We start from the raw sequence: 13,504 nt of genomic DNA on the forward strand, positions 1-13,504 counted from the left end.
TTTCATGGCATCCGTATTGTTCAAAAACGCGAACCTGCTTGATCCCTTGCAGGCCGACCTGCTGGAAGGCCACCATGTGCTGGTCGAGGACGGCGTCATCAAGGAAGTGTCCGACAAGCCGCTGTCTTGCGCATCCGCGCAGGTGATCGACGCCGCCGGCCGCACGCTGATGCCCGGCCTGATCGACCTGCATGTGCACGTGTTGGCCACGCAGCTGAACCTGAGCACGCAGGGCGTATTGCCGGACGCGTTGGTGATGATGCGCGCGGTGCCGATCATGGCCGCGATGCTGCGCCGCGGTTTCACCACGGTGCGCGACGCGGGCGGCGCTGGCTGGGGCTTGAAATGCGCTGTGAACGAAGGCACGGTCAAGGGGCCGCGCCTGTTCATCTCGGGCCGCGCCATCAGCCAGACGGGCGGCCACGGCGATCCGCGTCCGCGTTCCGACCACCTGCGTCCCATGAGTTTTTGCGGCTGCTGCTTTCGCGCCGGTGACATCGGCCGCGTGGCCGACGGCATTGATGATGTGCGCAAAGCGGTGCGGCAGGAACTCCAGATGGGCGCTGACCAGATCAAGATGATGGCCTCGGGCGGCGTCGCCTCGCCCACCGATCCCATCGCGTCGTTTGGCTATTCGGAAGAAGAGATCCGCGTCATCGTCGACGAAGCGGCCAGCCGCCAGACGTATGTGATGGCGCATTCCTACACGGCGGACGCCATCGAGCGCGCCATTCGTAACGGCGTGCGCACGATCGAACACGGCAACCTGGTGGACGAGCGCGTGGCGCGCTTCATGGCTGAGAAGGGCGCCTTCGTGGTGCCCACGCTGGTCACCTATGAGGCGCTGGCCAACGAAGGGGCCGATTACGGCCTGCCGCCGGATTCCGTCGCGAAAATCGCGACCGTGCGCACCGCCGGCCTGCATTCGCTAGAGATCTACAAAAAGGCGGGGGTGAAGATCGGTTACGGCTCGGACTTGTTGGGGCCGTCACAGCGCTTGCAGAGCGACGAATTCCGTATCCGCAACGAAGTGCTGTCCGCGCAGGAAGTGATTCAGTGCGCCACCACCACGGCTGCCGAGGTGCTGAACCAGGTGGGCCAGCTTGGCCGTATTCAGCCGGGCGCCCTGGCGGACGTGCTGCTGGTGGACGGCAACCCGTACCGCGACTTGTCCTGCCTGCTGGGGCAGGGCGAGCATCTGGCCCTGATCATGAAGGGCGGCGTCATCGAACACAACGCATTGGGGGTGTAAGCGCCATGAGCGATCCCACGTTTTCGCAATCGGAAGTTGGCGAGGAATCCCGCGACGTCAACGCCGCCAAGGGCTGGCATCCGCCGACCGCGCCCGCGCCGCGCGACCGTGGCCTGGGGCCGTTCCCCAGGCTGATCCTGCGCGGGGCGACCATCATCGACGGTACCGGCGCGCCGCCTTGGGGGCCGGTGGACATCGTCATCGAGAACGACCGCATCACCGCGCTGGTCAATGTGGGCACGCCGCACAAGGCCATCGACCCCAAGCGCCGCCCCGGCCCGGGCGACCACGAAATCGACTGCCACGGCAAGTTCGTCACCCCCGGCTTCGTGGATGCGCACGCGCATATCGGCACGCCGTACCATGCCATGAGCGGCATCGTCCCGCCCGCCGACTACATCTACAAGCTATGGCTGGCGCATGGCGTGACGACCGTGCGCGAGATGGGTGCGATGGGCGGGCTGGGCTGGACGCTGGAACAGCGCGAACTGTCCGCCGCCAACAAGATCGCCGCGCCGCGCATGGTGGTGCATTCCGTATTTCCCGCCGTGAACGACCGCGTCAAGACCATCCACACGCCGGAGCAGGGCCGCGAATGGGTGCGCAAGCTGGCTGCGCGCGGCGCGGACGGCATCAAGTTCTTCGGCGCGCCGCCAGCCATCATGGAAGCGGCGCTGGACGAAGCCGCGCAACTAGGGCTGCGGTCAGGGTGCCACCACGCGCAGATGGCGGTCACGCGGGTAAACGCCCTGAAGTCCGCCCGTTGGGGACTGACCAGCTCCGAACACTATTACGGCTTGCCAGAAGCGCTGTTCGAAGACCGCATCGTGCAGTCCTTTCCGACGGACTACAACTACAGCGATGAGTACTATCGCTTCGCCGTGGCCGGCCAGACCTTCATGCAGGCCGCGCAGCCAGGGTCGGCCAAGTGGCGCCAGGTCATGGACCAGTTCCTGGAATTGGGCCACACCTTCGTGCCCACCTTCAACATCTACGACGCCAACCGCGACTTGATGCGCGCGCGACGCGCCGATTGGCATGATGAATACACCTGGAAGGCGGTCTGGAAGTACTTTCAGCCGCAACGCGGCGGGCACGGCGCCTACTGGTACCGCTGGAGCACCACCAACGAGATCGAGTGGAAGCAAAACTACCGCTTGTGGATGCAGTTCATCAACGAATACAAGAACCTGGGCGGCCGCGTATGCGCAGGCAGTGATTCGGGCTTTATCTTTCAGATCTACGGCTTCGGCTTCGTGCGTGAACTGGAGCTGTTGCAGGAAGCGGGGTTTCATCCCATCGAAGTGCTGCGCGCCGCCACCTCGCAAAGCGCGGCGCTGTTGGGCATCGATGACGACACCGGTTCCATCGACGTGCAAAAGCGCGCCGACCTGCTGATCCACGACCAGAATCCGTTGACCGATTTCAAGCTGCTGTTCGGCACCGGCGCCATGCGCTTGAACGATGATACGGCCAAGGTGGAATGGAAGCGGTGCCTGCAGACCACGATCAAATCCGGCGTGGTGTACGACACCGCGGAACTGCTGGCCGACGTGCGCAAGATGGTCAAGGACAGCTGGGCGGAAGACGCGGACGGCGAACGTCCGCCCTTCGGCGGTTCGCCGGCGGGTTCGCCTTGCGACAACGCGGAAGCGGACGCCTGACATGGCGGTCGACCTGTTCCTGCTTTGCGGTTTCCTGGGCAGCGGCAAGACCACGCTGCTGGTGGACTGCCTGCGCGACCCGGCTTCCCGAGACACCGGCGTGATCGTCAACGAGGCGGGCGAGGTCGGGGTGGACGGCGTCATCGTCGCCAACGACAGCGACAACGTGCCGATGACGCTGATGGCCAACGGCTGCGTCTGCTGCTCGCTGCGCAGCGACCTTGTCTATACGCTAAGCGCGCTGCTGGACGCGCCGCGTCCCGACGGCGCCGGCCCGCTCCAACGGGTGATTCTGGAATGCAGCGGCTTGTCGCGCCCCGGTCCGATCATCGCGTCGCTGGCCGATCCCGAACTGGCCGGCCGCGGCCTGCGCCTAACGGTGGTCTGCACCGACGACTGCGCGCGGGACCCTGACGCCTTGGCCGAGTTGGACGAAGCCATGGCCCAGTTCGGCGCCGCGCACCGCATCGTGCTGACGAAAACGGATCTGTTGCCGGCGGACGCGCTGCAAGCACGCGCCATGCGCGCCGCCAACCTGAACCCGTTGGCCGCCATCATTGCCGACCCGGACCGCCAGCGCGCCGTGCAAGCCGCGTTCGCGCCATCGCAGGGTGTCGCGGACCTGGCGGGACTGGCCGCGCGGATGCTGACCACGGGCAGCCAGGCCGCCGCGCACCCGCGCATCCGCGTCATGGCGGCCCGCGCGCACGCAGACATCAGTTGGACCGATTTTTCGGAATGGCTGGACAACCTGGCGGGGCTTTGCGGCGATCGCCTGTTGCGGGTCAAGGCCGTGGTGCGCGTCAACGACTGCGCCGAACCCATCCTGATCCAATCCGTGGGCACCACCTTCAGCGCGCCGCAACGCCTGACGCGGCAACCCGATGCGCCAGACGCCATCATCGTCATCGCGCGCGACATCGACGCCGGCCAGATCCGCGCGTCCGCGCCCTATGCGCCCGTGGATATGCTGGCCTGAACGCCGCCCGAACCCGGGACGCGCGGCCGGGCACAGCCGGCCACGCGTCCGCACCGTAGCAAGTCGTCAGTTCCCCTTCGATACGAGGTTGTTATGCAAGAGAAAAACCTGACTCGCCGTGGCTTCATCAAGACCGCTTCCGGCCTGGCGCTGGCACCCGCGCTGGGCTGGGTGCCGGGCATGGCGCACGCCGCCGAAAAAGAGATCGTCGTGGGCACCTGGGGCGGCGATTACCAGAACCTGCTGCAACAGATCATCAACCCCATCATCGATAAAAAGGGCGTGAAGGTCGTCTACGACACTGGCAACGCCGTTGGCCGCGTCACCAAGCTGCGCGCCGAAAAGAACTCGCGGCGCGGCAGCATGGACGTCGCGCTGCTAGGCGAAGTCGACATGTACGACGCCGAACGCTCGGGCACGCTGGAGCCGATCGACGCGGCCAAGCTGCCCAATTTGGCGCATGCGATCGGCACGTTGAAAACGGCGTATTCGATCCCGCACATCTTCAGCGCCATGACGCTGGTCTACAACACCGAGAAATTCCCGACGCCGCCGGATTCCCTGGAAGCGCTGCTGGATCCCAAGCTGAAGGGCCAAGTGGGCTTTTCGGACATTCTGTACCTGTACAACGCCGTCTTCGTGGGCCTGGGCGCGGGCGGCGACACCAAGAGCTTCGACGGCGGCAAGCGCTTCCTGACCAAGCTCAAGGCCAACGCGCCGCGCATCTACCCGTCCAACGAGGCGGTGGCGTCCGCCTTCAAGTCCGGCGAAATCGCCATCGCGTGCATGTGGAAGGCGCGCGCCTTGCAGTGGAAGGACAGCGGTTTGCCACTGGGCTTCGTGATCCCCAAGGAAGGTTCGGTGCCGGTGTCGTTCGAGGCCGGGATCGCCAAGAACAGCCGCAACAAGGACGCGGCCTGGGAATACCTGAACGCGATGCTGGACCCGCAAGGCCAGATCGGCTTCGCCGAAAAAATGGGTTATGCGCCCACGGTCACGAACGCGTCGCTGCCCGACAACCTGAAGCGCGTGGGCTTCTCGGAGGCGGAAGTGAAGCTGCTGCACGCCTATGACCTGAAACGCCTGACGGAAGGCAAGGCCGACATGCTGGAATTCTGGAACAAGGAATTCAAGGCGGGTTGACCGGCGTGGGCGTCACGACGCGGTAGGGCTGCGTCCGGCGCATCGCCCGAAGTTCAGCGCGGCCGTTAGCACCGGCCGCGCGATTACCGGCAGGGCGAATTTGCCTGGCGTCATCTTGCGGCAATCGTGAAATGTTATATCATTCGTAAGCTGTTTGTAATGATATAACATCTAAGAGAGCAAAGATGAAAGGCAAGAAGCTAGGGGCCGATAAAGAAAAAGCCGGGGCGCCGGCCCGGCGGACCAACCACCGCGGCGCGTTGAAACCGTTGGTGTGTTCGTTGATGCTGATGGCGCCCGTCGCGCAGGCCGAGGCCCAGGCTGAATCCGAACGCGCCAAGACGCTGGCCCCCATCACCGTGTCCGCCAACCCGTTGGGCCTGGACCTGAACAGCACGACCTTGCCCGCCTCCGTGCTGGAAGGCGATGCGCTGATCGAGCAACGCGCCGGCACCCTGGGCGAAACGTTGAAGAACCTGCCGGGCGTCAACAGCGACACCTTTGGCGGGGGCGCCAGCCGTCCGGTGATCCGCGGCCAGACCGCACCGCGCGTCAAGGTGCTGTCCGACGGGTCCGAGGTGATGGACGCGTCCAGCATTTCTCCTGATCACGCGGTGACGGTCGAGCCGATGCTGGCCGAGCGCATCGAAGTGCTGCGCGGGCCGGCCACCCTGCTGTACGGCGGCGGCGCCATCGGCGGCGTGGTGAACGTGGTGGACAAGAAAGTTCCCACTTACGTACCGGAAAAGGGCATCGAGGCCGAAGCCGAATTGCGCGGTGCAACCGGCACCAAGGAGCGCGCGGGCGCGGTGGGGATCACCGCGGGTGAAGGCCAGTTCGCCGTGCGCGTGGAAGGCATGAAGCGCCGTACCAGCGATTACGACGTGCCGGATTGGCCGGGCGGCAAGCTGGCGGGCTCGTATAGCGAGTCGTCGCAAGGGTCGGTCGGCATGTCCTGGATCACGCCGCGCGGCTACGTGGGCCTGGCGTTCACCCACCTGGAAAGCAAGTACGGCCTGCCGGGGCACAACCACGAGTACGAAGGCTGCCACCCGCACGGCACGCACCTGCATTGCGGCGGCCACGACCACGGCGAAGAGGAAGAAGGCCACGACCACGAGCACGAACACGAGGGCGGTGAAGTGCCCTATGTAAAGCTGCGCAGCAACCGCCTGGATTTGCGCGCGGAATACCAGGACCCGTTCGCGGGCTTCGAGAAGATCCGCGTGCGCGGCGGGCTGACCGACTATCAGCACGACGAGATCGAAGGCGGCCAGGTCGGCACGCGTTTCAAGAACAAGGGCTACGACCTGCGCGTGGAACTGCAGCACAAGCCGATCGCCGGCTGGCGCGGCGTGGTGGGCGTGCAGAACGCCTACAGCGATTTCCGGGCCGAGGGGGAAGAAGCGTTCCTGCCGCGCAGCAAGACGCGCTCCACCGGCCTGTTCGTGCTGGAGGAATACCAGTTGAACGATTGGCGCTTCGAAGTGGGCGCACGCCAGGACTGGCAGCGCATTTCGCCGTCGGGCGGCGCCTCGCGCAGCAGCCTGTCTGGCACGTCGCTGTCGGCCGCGGCCATCTGGGATTTTGCGCCGCAGTACTCCGTGGCGCTGTCCCTGTCGCGTTCGCAACGGCTGCCCAACGCGCAGGAACTGTACGCAGACGGCGTCCACTTGGCCACCAACACCTACGAGCTGGGCAACGCCGACCTGGGCCGCGAAACCTCGCACAACATCGACCTGACCCTGCGCAAGCACTCGGGCGACACCACGTTCTCGGCCAGCGTGTTCCACAATCGGGTCAAGAACTACATCTACGCGAATACGCTGGACCGTTATGAAGACTTCCGCCTGATCGAATACACGCAGCGCGACGCGGAATTCACGGGCGTCGAGGGCGAACTGCGCCACCAGTTCACCCCCGTGTTCTCGGCGGCGGTGTTCGGCGATTATGTGCGCGGCAAGCTGACGGGCGGCGACGGCAATCTGCCGCGCATTCCGGCGGCGCGCGCAGGCGTGCGCGGCAACGTGACGTGGCAACAGTGGTCCGGCGGCGTGGAATACGCGCGCGTGTTCTCGCAAAAGGACATTGCGTCCTACGAAGACAGCACCCCGGGCTACAACCAGGTCAATGCCGTGGTCGCGTATCGGGGCCGCTATGGCGAAACGGGCTACGAAGTCTATCTGCGCGGTACCAACCTGTTGAACAAGCTGGCCTACAACCATGCGTCGTTCATCTCGTCGGTGGCGCCGCTGCCGGGCCGCAGCGTGCTGCTGGGCGTGCGAATGACGTATTGATTCGCTGCGGCTACGCGCCGCGCGCCTGGTTTCAACAGCGGGATTCCGGCGCCGGAAGGCCAAGCCGCGGGCGGTGTGCTAAGTTGCCGGAGATGCCGCCCGGCCCGGAGCCCGCCATGCTGAAATTCGCCGCCAACTTGTCCATGATGTACCCGGAACATGCGTTCCTGGACCGCTACGCGGCGGCCGCCGCGGATGGCTTTTTAGGGGTGGAATGCATGTTCCCCTACGAAGCCCCCGCGGCCTTCGTGCGCGAGCGCATCGACGCTGCCGGCGTGTCGCAAGTGCTGTTCAACGCGCCGCCCGGCGTGGTCAGCCAGGGCGAGCGCGGCTTGGCGGCCCTGCCGGGCCGACAAGCGGAGTTCCAGGCGGGCATCGAACAGGCGCTGTCCTACGCGACGGCATTGTCCTGCTCGAATGTTCACGTGATGGCGGGCCTGGCGCCGCCTGATGTGCCGCGCGAGGCCTTGCTGGACACCTACCGCCAGAACCTGGACTGGGCCGCGCGCCAGGCGCGATCGGCGGGCGTCACGGTGCTGATCGAACCCATCAATACGCGCGACATTCCTGGTTATATCCTTAACCGCCAAGACGACGCGCATGCCGTCGTGCAGGCCGTCAACGCGCCCAACCTGAAGGTGCAGATGGACCTGTACCATTGCCAGATCGTGGAAGGCGACGTCACCGCCAAGCTACGCGAATACCTGCCCACCGGCCGGGTGGGCCATCTGCAGATCGCTGGCGTGCCGCTGCGCCACGAGCCCGACCGGGGCGAGCTGGATTACGGCTGGGTGTTCAGCGTGCTGCGCGAGCTGGATTACCGGGGCTGGATCGGCTGCGAATACCGGCCTGCGGCCGACACGTCGGCCGGCCTGCGGTGGCTGTCCGCCGCCCGTGGCTGATTGCCGCGATTGCTGCCAATGCGCGATTTCCCGATGAGGGTTTCCCGGGTTGCCTGGAAAGGCGTGTCGCGGTAAATATAATTAATATGTTAACTAATAAGAAGCAATCGAACGCCATTCGAGGAGACCGGGCCATGATCACAAGCGACATCCGCCGCGCTTTGCTGGCGGCGGCGCTGGCGAGTGCCGCCGCATTTTCCGCCACCGCGTTCGCGGCGGATTTCCCCGACCATCCGATCCGGTGGCTGGTGCCATTCAGCGCGGGCGGCGGCAGCGATATCGCCACCCGCATCGTCGCCCGGCACGTGGGTGAATCGTTGGGCCAGACCGTGGTGGTCGAGAACCGTCCTGGCGCCGCCACCATCGTCGCCGCTCAGGAAACGGCTCGCGCCGCACCGGACGGCTATACGCTGATGACGGCCGGCATGAGCACCCTGGCGCTGAACCCCTGGCTGTACAAGAACCTGCCCTACGATCCCGCCAAGAACCTGACGCCGGTATCGACGCTGGTGGCGCTGCCCATCGTGCTGGTGGTTTCGCCCAGTTCGGGCCTGGCCGACCTGCCCGCCGTGATGGCCTACCTGCGCAGCGCCAAACCGGGCAGCTATGCCTCGTTGGGAGTGGGCAGTCCCCATCACTTGGCCATGGAATTGTTCCTGGAATCGTTCGGCGGCCAGGCGACCGCCATTCCCTACAAGGGCACCCCGCCCGCCTTGCAGGACGTTGCCTCCGGCGTGGTGCCGATGATGATGGCCGACCTGGCCGCCGCGCGGCCCTTGATCCAGGCCGGCAAGCTGCGCGCCATTGCGGTGCCGTCGGTGCAGCGATCGCCACAATTGCCGGACGTGCCGACGTTTGCCGAAGCCGGCGGACACACGTTCGAGGCCGCGGCCTGGCAGGGCGTTGTCGCGCCGGCGGGGACGCCTGCGCCGATCGTCGAAAAGCTGAGCCGCGCAATCGTCGCCGCGCTGCAATCGCCCGACGTGGTCAAGCAGTTAAGGCTGCAAGGCATGGAGCCTGCGGGCAGCACGCCCCAGGCCTTCGCCGCCTACGCTGGCGCGGAGTACCAGCGCTGGGGCGCGGTGATCCGCCACAAAGGCATTTCGGCGGAGTAAACGGCAAGGCGCCCCGGGCCTGGCCGGCGCCTTCGACCTGCCTAGTCCGGAGCCGGCGGGGCAGGTAGCTTGCGGCTGCGCTGCGCGGTCGCGGCGCAACCCGCCGACGCCAGGATGATGCCGCAGATGGCCAGCCACTGCGTCTGGGTCAGGTGTTCGTTCAGCACGATCACGCCGGCCAGCGCGCCCATCGCGGGTTCCATGCTGAGCAGCACGCCGAAGGTCTTTTGCGGCAACCGCCGCAACGCCACCATTTCCAGGGAGTACGGCAACGCGCTGGACAGGATGCCCACGCCAATGCCGGCCAGGATCAGCTTGGGATCAAGCAAGGCCATGCCCGCATGGGCCGCGCCCACGGGCAGCGCGACCATCGTGGCCGCCAGCAGGCCCAGCGACGTCGCTTGCCCGCCATGCACATTGCCGGCCATCTTGCCGAAGATGATGTAGAGCGCCCAACAGACCGCGGCGGCCAGCGCGTAGGCGATGCCCGTGGGGTCCAGATCATGGATGGATTGGCCGGTGGGGATCAGCAGGACCAGCCCGGCCAGCGCACAGGCTATCCAGACGAAATCGATGGCGCGCCGCGACAACACCACCGCCAGGGTCAACGGCCCGGTGAACTCGATGGCGATGGCGATGCCCAGCGGCAAGGTGCGCAGCGCCATGTAGAAGAGCAGGTTCATGCAGGCCAGCGTGACGCCGTACAGGGCGATCTTGGCCGCGTTCCGCCGGGTTAGTGGAAAGCGCCATGGGCGCCAGAACGCAATCAAAATGATGGCGCCGATGACGATGCGGTAGGCGGTCGTGCCCTGGGCGCCCACTTCGGGAAACAGCGACTTGGCGAACGAGGTACCGATGCACAGCGAGGCCATGGCGCCGATCAGCGACAAGGTGGGAAGCAGGGTGGAGGCCGAGGCGTTGTGCCCGGTATTCAAAGTGGCGGCGGTCATGGTGACAAAAGGAAATTCAACGCGTTGGGGCGATGCGGAAGATCAAAAGGGCCGGGCGCAGGCATCAAGGGGAGGGATTGGCGGCGGTGGAGTAAAGCACGAACAGGGCCAGGCCGACCATGATGGCGCCCAGCAAGCCTTGCTGCATCCGCAGGAACCACGGATTGCGCCCGACCCAGCCGCGGATGCGCGACGCGCCATAGGCGAAGAAGCTGCCGTAGGGCAGGCTCAGCACCTTCATCGTGATGCCCAGCACCAGCATCTGAAGCCACACCGGCCCGTTGTCCGGGGTCGTGAACTGCGGCAGGAACGCGATCATGAACAGCAGCACCTTCGGGTTCAGCAGGTTCGTCATGAACCCTTGCCAGAAGGCGTCGCGGGCGTCGCCCGGCCGGGCGTTCAAGGACACGTCGGCCGACTGTACGCAGCGAATGATCGCCTTGATGCCCAGATAGCCCAGATACAGGCCGCCCGCCGCCTTGATGCCCACGAACAGCGCGGGAAACGCACGCAGCACGGACGCCAGGCCCAACACCACGGCGGGCACCTGGATGAAGCCGGCGGCCACGTTGCCCAACACGCTATGGAAGGCGGGCCGGAATCCTTGCGTCATTCCGCGTGACAGGGTCAGCGCCATGTCCGGGCCGGGCGTGAGTTTGAGCGCCGCGTCGGCGGCGAGGAAAAGCAGGAAAAGCTGGAGTGAGGGCATTGCGGGATACGGCTGGAAATCCCGCGTGGCGGGTGGCAGGCTCCCAGTGTAAGCAAGGCGGCTGACGAATTCCTGCGTCCGGCGGGGTGGAAATGAAGTTTCCCGTCGAAATGGGGCCGGATTCCGTCGCCGCCAGGATTAGAATCTGGGATGGCCCGCTTCGGCCCGATCCCCTGCGTTCCGAGACCCCATGGAACTAGACGATTTCGACCTTCAAATCCTGCAAAGCCTGCAGGAAGACAACCAGCGCACCAGCCAGGACGTCGCGCAGCGCGTGAACCTGTCGCCGGTGTCCTGCCTGCGCCGCATGAAGCGGCTGCGCGAATCCAACGTGGTCACGGCCGACGTGTCGGTGGTGGACCCCGCCGCCGTGGGGCGCGGCATCATGATGGTGGTGCTGGTGTCGCTGGAAAGCGAACGCGCCGACAAGCTTGATCAGTTCAAGCGCGCGATGCAGGGCGCGCCCGAGATCATGCAGTGCCTCTCGGTCACGGGCGAGGTCGATTTCGTGCTGACGCTGACCATGTCCGACATGGCCGAATACGAAGTCTTCGCGCAGCGCCACTTCTGGGGCAACCCGAACGTCAAGCGCTTCTCCACGCTGGTGGTGATGAACCGCGTGAAGAACGGCTTGACGGTGCCGGTGCCTACATCGGCTTGAGGCCCAGCGTCTTGCCCTCTCTAGCGCATCACCAGTCCGCCGTCCACGAACAGCACTTGCCCGGTCATGAATCCGCTCCAGTCGGACGCCAGGAACAGCACGGGGCCGGCGATGTCCTCGGGCCGGGCGATGCGCCGTAGCGGCGTGGCGGCGGCCAGTTGTTCGCGGAACGACTCCTGGGCGGCGCCGCTGGCTTGGGTCGGGTAGACCAAGCCAGGGGCGACGCAGTTGACCCGTATCCCGAAAGGACCCAGTTCCGACGCCAGGTTGCGGCTGAACGCCACCAGGGCGGCCTTGGCCGTGGTGTAGTCGTGATACGGCACCACCGGCTGCTCGACCAGATTGGTGGCGATGTTGACGATGCAGCCTTGCGCGCGCTGCTTGAAATGCGGCAGCGCGGCGCGGCAGACGTTGAACGCCGCGCCGACCGCGCCGTCGAATTGCGATTGATAGTCCTGCCAGGCGATGTCGTCGAATGCCGTCCGCTGGCGCGGATCGAAGGCGTAATGCCGCAAGGCATTGTTGACGACCACATCCAGCCGGCCGGCGTCCTGCACGATGGCGTCGACCATGGCGCGAACCGCTTCCGGTGAACCGACGTCAGCCTGCACGGCCCAGGCGTCGCCGCCGGCGGCCTGGCATTGCGCCACCACGGCCTCGGCCGCGTCGGCATGGCTCAGGTAATTGACGACCACCGTCGCGCCTTCCCGCGCAAAGCCGCGCGCGATCTCGGCGCCAATGCCGCGGCTAGCGCCGGTCACCAGCACCACCTTGCCTGCGAACTTCAGGGCGGCGTTCATGTCAGGCCGCCGGCAGCAGGCTGGCGTCCACGGCAGCCGCCACGTCAATGCGCTGTTGCACCAGGCCCAGCGCTCGGTAGACATCGGCCGCCTTCTGCAGCGAGTCCAGATCGATCGTGCCCAGCGGGCGTCCGCCTGGGGCGATCGACGCGGCATTGCGCAGCTTGATCACTTCCAGGTTGATGGCGCGGTCGGTGCCGTCGATGGCGCGCTTGCCGGCCAGCGTGGCGGCTTCCTCCGGTTGGGCGATCATCCACGCGGCGCTGTCGCGGTAAGCCTTCAGGAAGGATCGCAGCAGCGCCTGCTTGGATTGGAGAATCTGCTCGCGCACCACAAACAGGTCGCTGGACACGTTAAGGGTGTCCGCCACGCTCATCACGTTGACGTCGCCCAGGCCGCGCCGGCGTCCCACCAGCAGCCCGGTGTCGGTGGCCGCGGTGGCGTCGACCTGGCCTTGCAGCAGGGGGGCAAAATTCAGCACGCCGGTCACCACGATTTCAACGTCCGCCTCGGTCAGGCCCGCCTGGTGCAGCAGCACCAGCAGGTTCTGGCGCGTGCCGCTGGCCAGGCTGTAGACACCGATGCGTTTGCCTTTCAGGTCCGCCGGGCGCGTGATGCCGGCCGACTTCAGCGACACCACGTTGAAGACGTTCCGCGGATAGATGTCGTAGATGGCCCGCAGCTTTTCGCCCTTGTCCAAGGCCATGAAGAACGAGCCGGGGTCGGTGAACGCCACGTCGGCCTGGCCGCTGAGGATATTGCGGATGGCGTCGCCACCACCCGCGCCCGGCAGGTAGACCAGTTCCACGCCCTGCGCCTTGAAAAAGCCCTTGTCGGGTTCAGCCAGGATGTGGGTGATTTCACTGATGGGCTTGCTCCAGCCGGCCAGCGTGATCTTGCCGGACGCAGCAGTTTGGGCATCTTGCGCGCGCGCAGCCAGCGGCGCCAAAGACGCCGCGGCGAGGCTCGCGGCCGCGGCCAGCAGCGTGCGGCGGGTAGGGGACGGGAGCATGGGAAGAGTCCTGGAAAATG

At 66.0% G+C, this 13,504-nt stretch carries 12 protein-coding genes; 8 read left to right on the top strand and 4 right to left on the bottom strand.

Annotated elements, in window-relative coordinates:
* The first annotated feature begins 4 nt into the window (after positions 1 to 4).
* The 7 genes from ACI0FO_RS27950 to ACI0FO_RS27980 all read left to right on the top strand — a co-directional run bounded on the left by ACI0FO_RS27950 (position 5) and on the right by ACI0FO_RS27980 (position 9,352).
* Positions 5 to 1,252 (top strand): metal-dependent hydrolase family protein, encoded by a 1,248-nt coding sequence (locus tag ACI0FO_RS27950; RefSeq protein ID WP_416031849.1) that lies wholly within the window; start codon positions 5 to 7, stop codon positions 1,250 to 1,252.
* Positions 1,253 to 1,257: 5 nt separating this feature from the next.
* On the top strand, positions 1,258 to 2,916 hold the full coding sequence (locus ACI0FO_RS27955; RefSeq protein WP_416031850.1) for an amidohydrolase family protein: 1,659 nt from the start codon (positions 1,258 to 1,260) through the stop codon (positions 2,914 to 2,916).
* A 1-nt stretch (position 2,917) separates the two neighbouring features.
* Complete coding sequence (locus ACI0FO_RS27960) at positions 2,918 to 3,895, top strand: CobW family GTP-binding protein (RefSeq protein ID WP_416031851.1); 978 nt, start codon at positions 2,918 to 2,920, stop codon at positions 3,893 to 3,895.
* 93 nt (positions 3,896 to 3,988) lie between these two features.
* Complete coding sequence (locus tag ACI0FO_RS27965; RefSeq protein WP_416031852.1) at positions 3,989 to 5,038, top strand: ABC transporter substrate-binding protein; 1,050 nt, start codon at positions 3,989 to 3,991, stop codon at positions 5,036 to 5,038.
* Positions 5,039 to 5,223: 185 nt separating this feature from the next.
* A complete protein-coding gene (locus tag ACI0FO_RS27970; RefSeq protein WP_416031853.1) occupies positions 5,224 to 7,335 on the top strand; it encodes a TonB-dependent receptor domain-containing protein in 2,112 nt (703 codons plus the stop codon).
* 116 nt (positions 7,336 to 7,451) lie between these two features.
* The gene (gene otnI, locus ACI0FO_RS27975) at positions 7,452 to 8,237 is read left to right on the top strand and encodes a 2-oxo-tetronate isomerase (protein WP_416031854.1); all 786 of its coding nucleotides are present in this window, start codon (positions 7,452 to 7,454) and stop codon (positions 8,235 to 8,237) included.
* A 134-nt stretch (positions 8,238 to 8,371) separates the two neighbouring features.
* Positions 8,372 to 9,352: a Bug family tripartite tricarboxylate transporter substrate binding protein gene (locus tag ACI0FO_RS27980; RefSeq protein WP_416031855.1), complete on the top strand. Its 981-nt coding sequence runs from the start codon at positions 8,372 to 8,374 to the stop codon at positions 9,350 to 9,352.
* Between the two features lie 41 nt (positions 9,353 to 9,393).
* Here the strand turns inward: ACI0FO_RS27980 and ACI0FO_RS27985 are convergent, their stop codons facing one another.
* A complete protein-coding gene (locus tag ACI0FO_RS27985) occupies positions 9,394 to 10,302 on the bottom strand; it encodes an EamA family transporter (RefSeq protein ID WP_416031856.1) in 909 nt (302 codons plus the stop codon).
* A 64-nt stretch (positions 10,303 to 10,366) separates the two neighbouring features.
* Positions 10,367 to 11,011: a LysE family translocator gene (locus ACI0FO_RS27990; RefSeq protein ID WP_416031857.1), complete on the bottom strand. Its 645-nt coding sequence runs from the start codon at positions 11,009 to 11,011 to the stop codon at positions 10,367 to 10,369.
* A 190-nt stretch (positions 11,012 to 11,201) separates the two neighbouring features.
* Here ACI0FO_RS27990 and ACI0FO_RS27995 point away from each other — a divergent pair, with 190 nt between their 5' ends.
* Positions 11,202 to 11,672, top strand: a complete 471-nt coding sequence (locus ACI0FO_RS27995) for an Lrp/AsnC family transcriptional regulator (protein WP_416031858.1) — start codon at positions 11,202 to 11,204, stop codon at positions 11,670 to 11,672.
* A gap of 20 nt (positions 11,673 to 11,692) precedes the next feature.
* Here the strand turns inward: ACI0FO_RS27995 and ACI0FO_RS28000 are convergent, their stop codons facing one another.
* On the bottom strand, positions 11,693 to 12,472 hold the full coding sequence (locus ACI0FO_RS28000) for a 3-oxoacyl-ACP reductase (protein WP_416031859.1): 780 nt from the start codon (positions 12,470 to 12,472) through the stop codon (positions 11,693 to 11,695).
* Position 12,473: 1 nt separating this feature from the next.
* The gene (locus ACI0FO_RS28005) at positions 12,474 to 13,484 is read right to left on the bottom strand and encodes an ABC transporter substrate-binding protein (RefSeq protein ID WP_416031860.1); all 1,011 of its coding nucleotides are present in this window, start codon (positions 13,482 to 13,484) and stop codon (positions 12,474 to 12,476) included.
* Between the last annotated feature and the right edge of the window lie 20 nt (positions 13,485 to 13,504).

The sequence above is a fragment of the Achromobacter marplatensis genome (assembly GCF_049060505.1).
GTDB lineage: Bacteria > Pseudomonadota > Gammaproteobacteria > Burkholderiales > Burkholderiaceae_B > Achromobacter > Achromobacter marplatensis_A.

What these genes read in the sequence shown, in the direction of transcription:
- ACI0FO_RS28000 (WP_416031859.1), bottom strand. Translation starts at nt 12,472, where the DNA reads ATGAACGCCGCCCTGAAGTTCGCAGGCAAGGTGGTGCTGGTGACCGGC.
- ACI0FO_RS27960 (WP_416031851.1), top strand. Translation starts at nt 2,918, where the DNA reads ATGGCGGTCGACCTGTTCCTGCTTTGCGGTTTCCTGGGCAGCGGCAAG.
- ACI0FO_RS27970 (WP_416031853.1), top strand. Translation starts at nt 5,224, where the DNA reads ATGAAAGGCAAGAAGCTAGGGGCCGATAAAGAAAAAGCCGGGGCGCCG.
- ACI0FO_RS27980 (WP_416031855.1), top strand. Translation starts at nt 8,372, where the DNA reads ATGATCACAAGCGACATCCGCCGCGCTTTGCTGGCGGCGGCGCTGGCG.
- otnI (WP_416031854.1), top strand. Translation starts at nt 7,452, where the DNA reads ATGCTGAAATTCGCCGCCAACTTGTCCATGATGTACCCGGAACATGCG.
- ACI0FO_RS27950 (WP_416031849.1), top strand. Translation starts at nt 5, where the DNA reads ATGGCATCCGTATTGTTCAAAAACGCGAACCTGCTTGATCCCTTGCAG.
- ACI0FO_RS27955 (WP_416031850.1), top strand. Translation starts at nt 1,258, where the DNA reads ATGAGCGATCCCACGTTTTCGCAATCGGAAGTTGGCGAGGAATCCCGC.
- ACI0FO_RS27990 (WP_416031857.1), bottom strand. Translation starts at nt 11,011, where the DNA reads ATGCCCTCACTCCAGCTTTTCCTGCTTTTCCTCGCCGCCGACGCGGCG.
- ACI0FO_RS27985 (WP_416031856.1), bottom strand. Translation starts at nt 10,302, where the DNA reads ATGACCGCCGCCACTTTGAATACCGGGCACAACGCCTCGGCCTCCACC.
- ACI0FO_RS27995 (WP_416031858.1), top strand. Translation starts at nt 11,202, where the DNA reads ATGGAACTAGACGATTTCGACCTTCAAATCCTGCAAAGCCTGCAGGAA.
- ACI0FO_RS28005 (WP_416031860.1), bottom strand. Translation starts at nt 13,484, where the DNA reads ATGCTCCCGTCCCCTACCCGCCGCACGCTGCTGGCCGCGGCCGCGAGC.
- ACI0FO_RS27965 (WP_416031852.1), top strand. Translation starts at nt 3,989, where the DNA reads ATGCAAGAGAAAAACCTGACTCGCCGTGGCTTCATCAAGACCGCTTCC.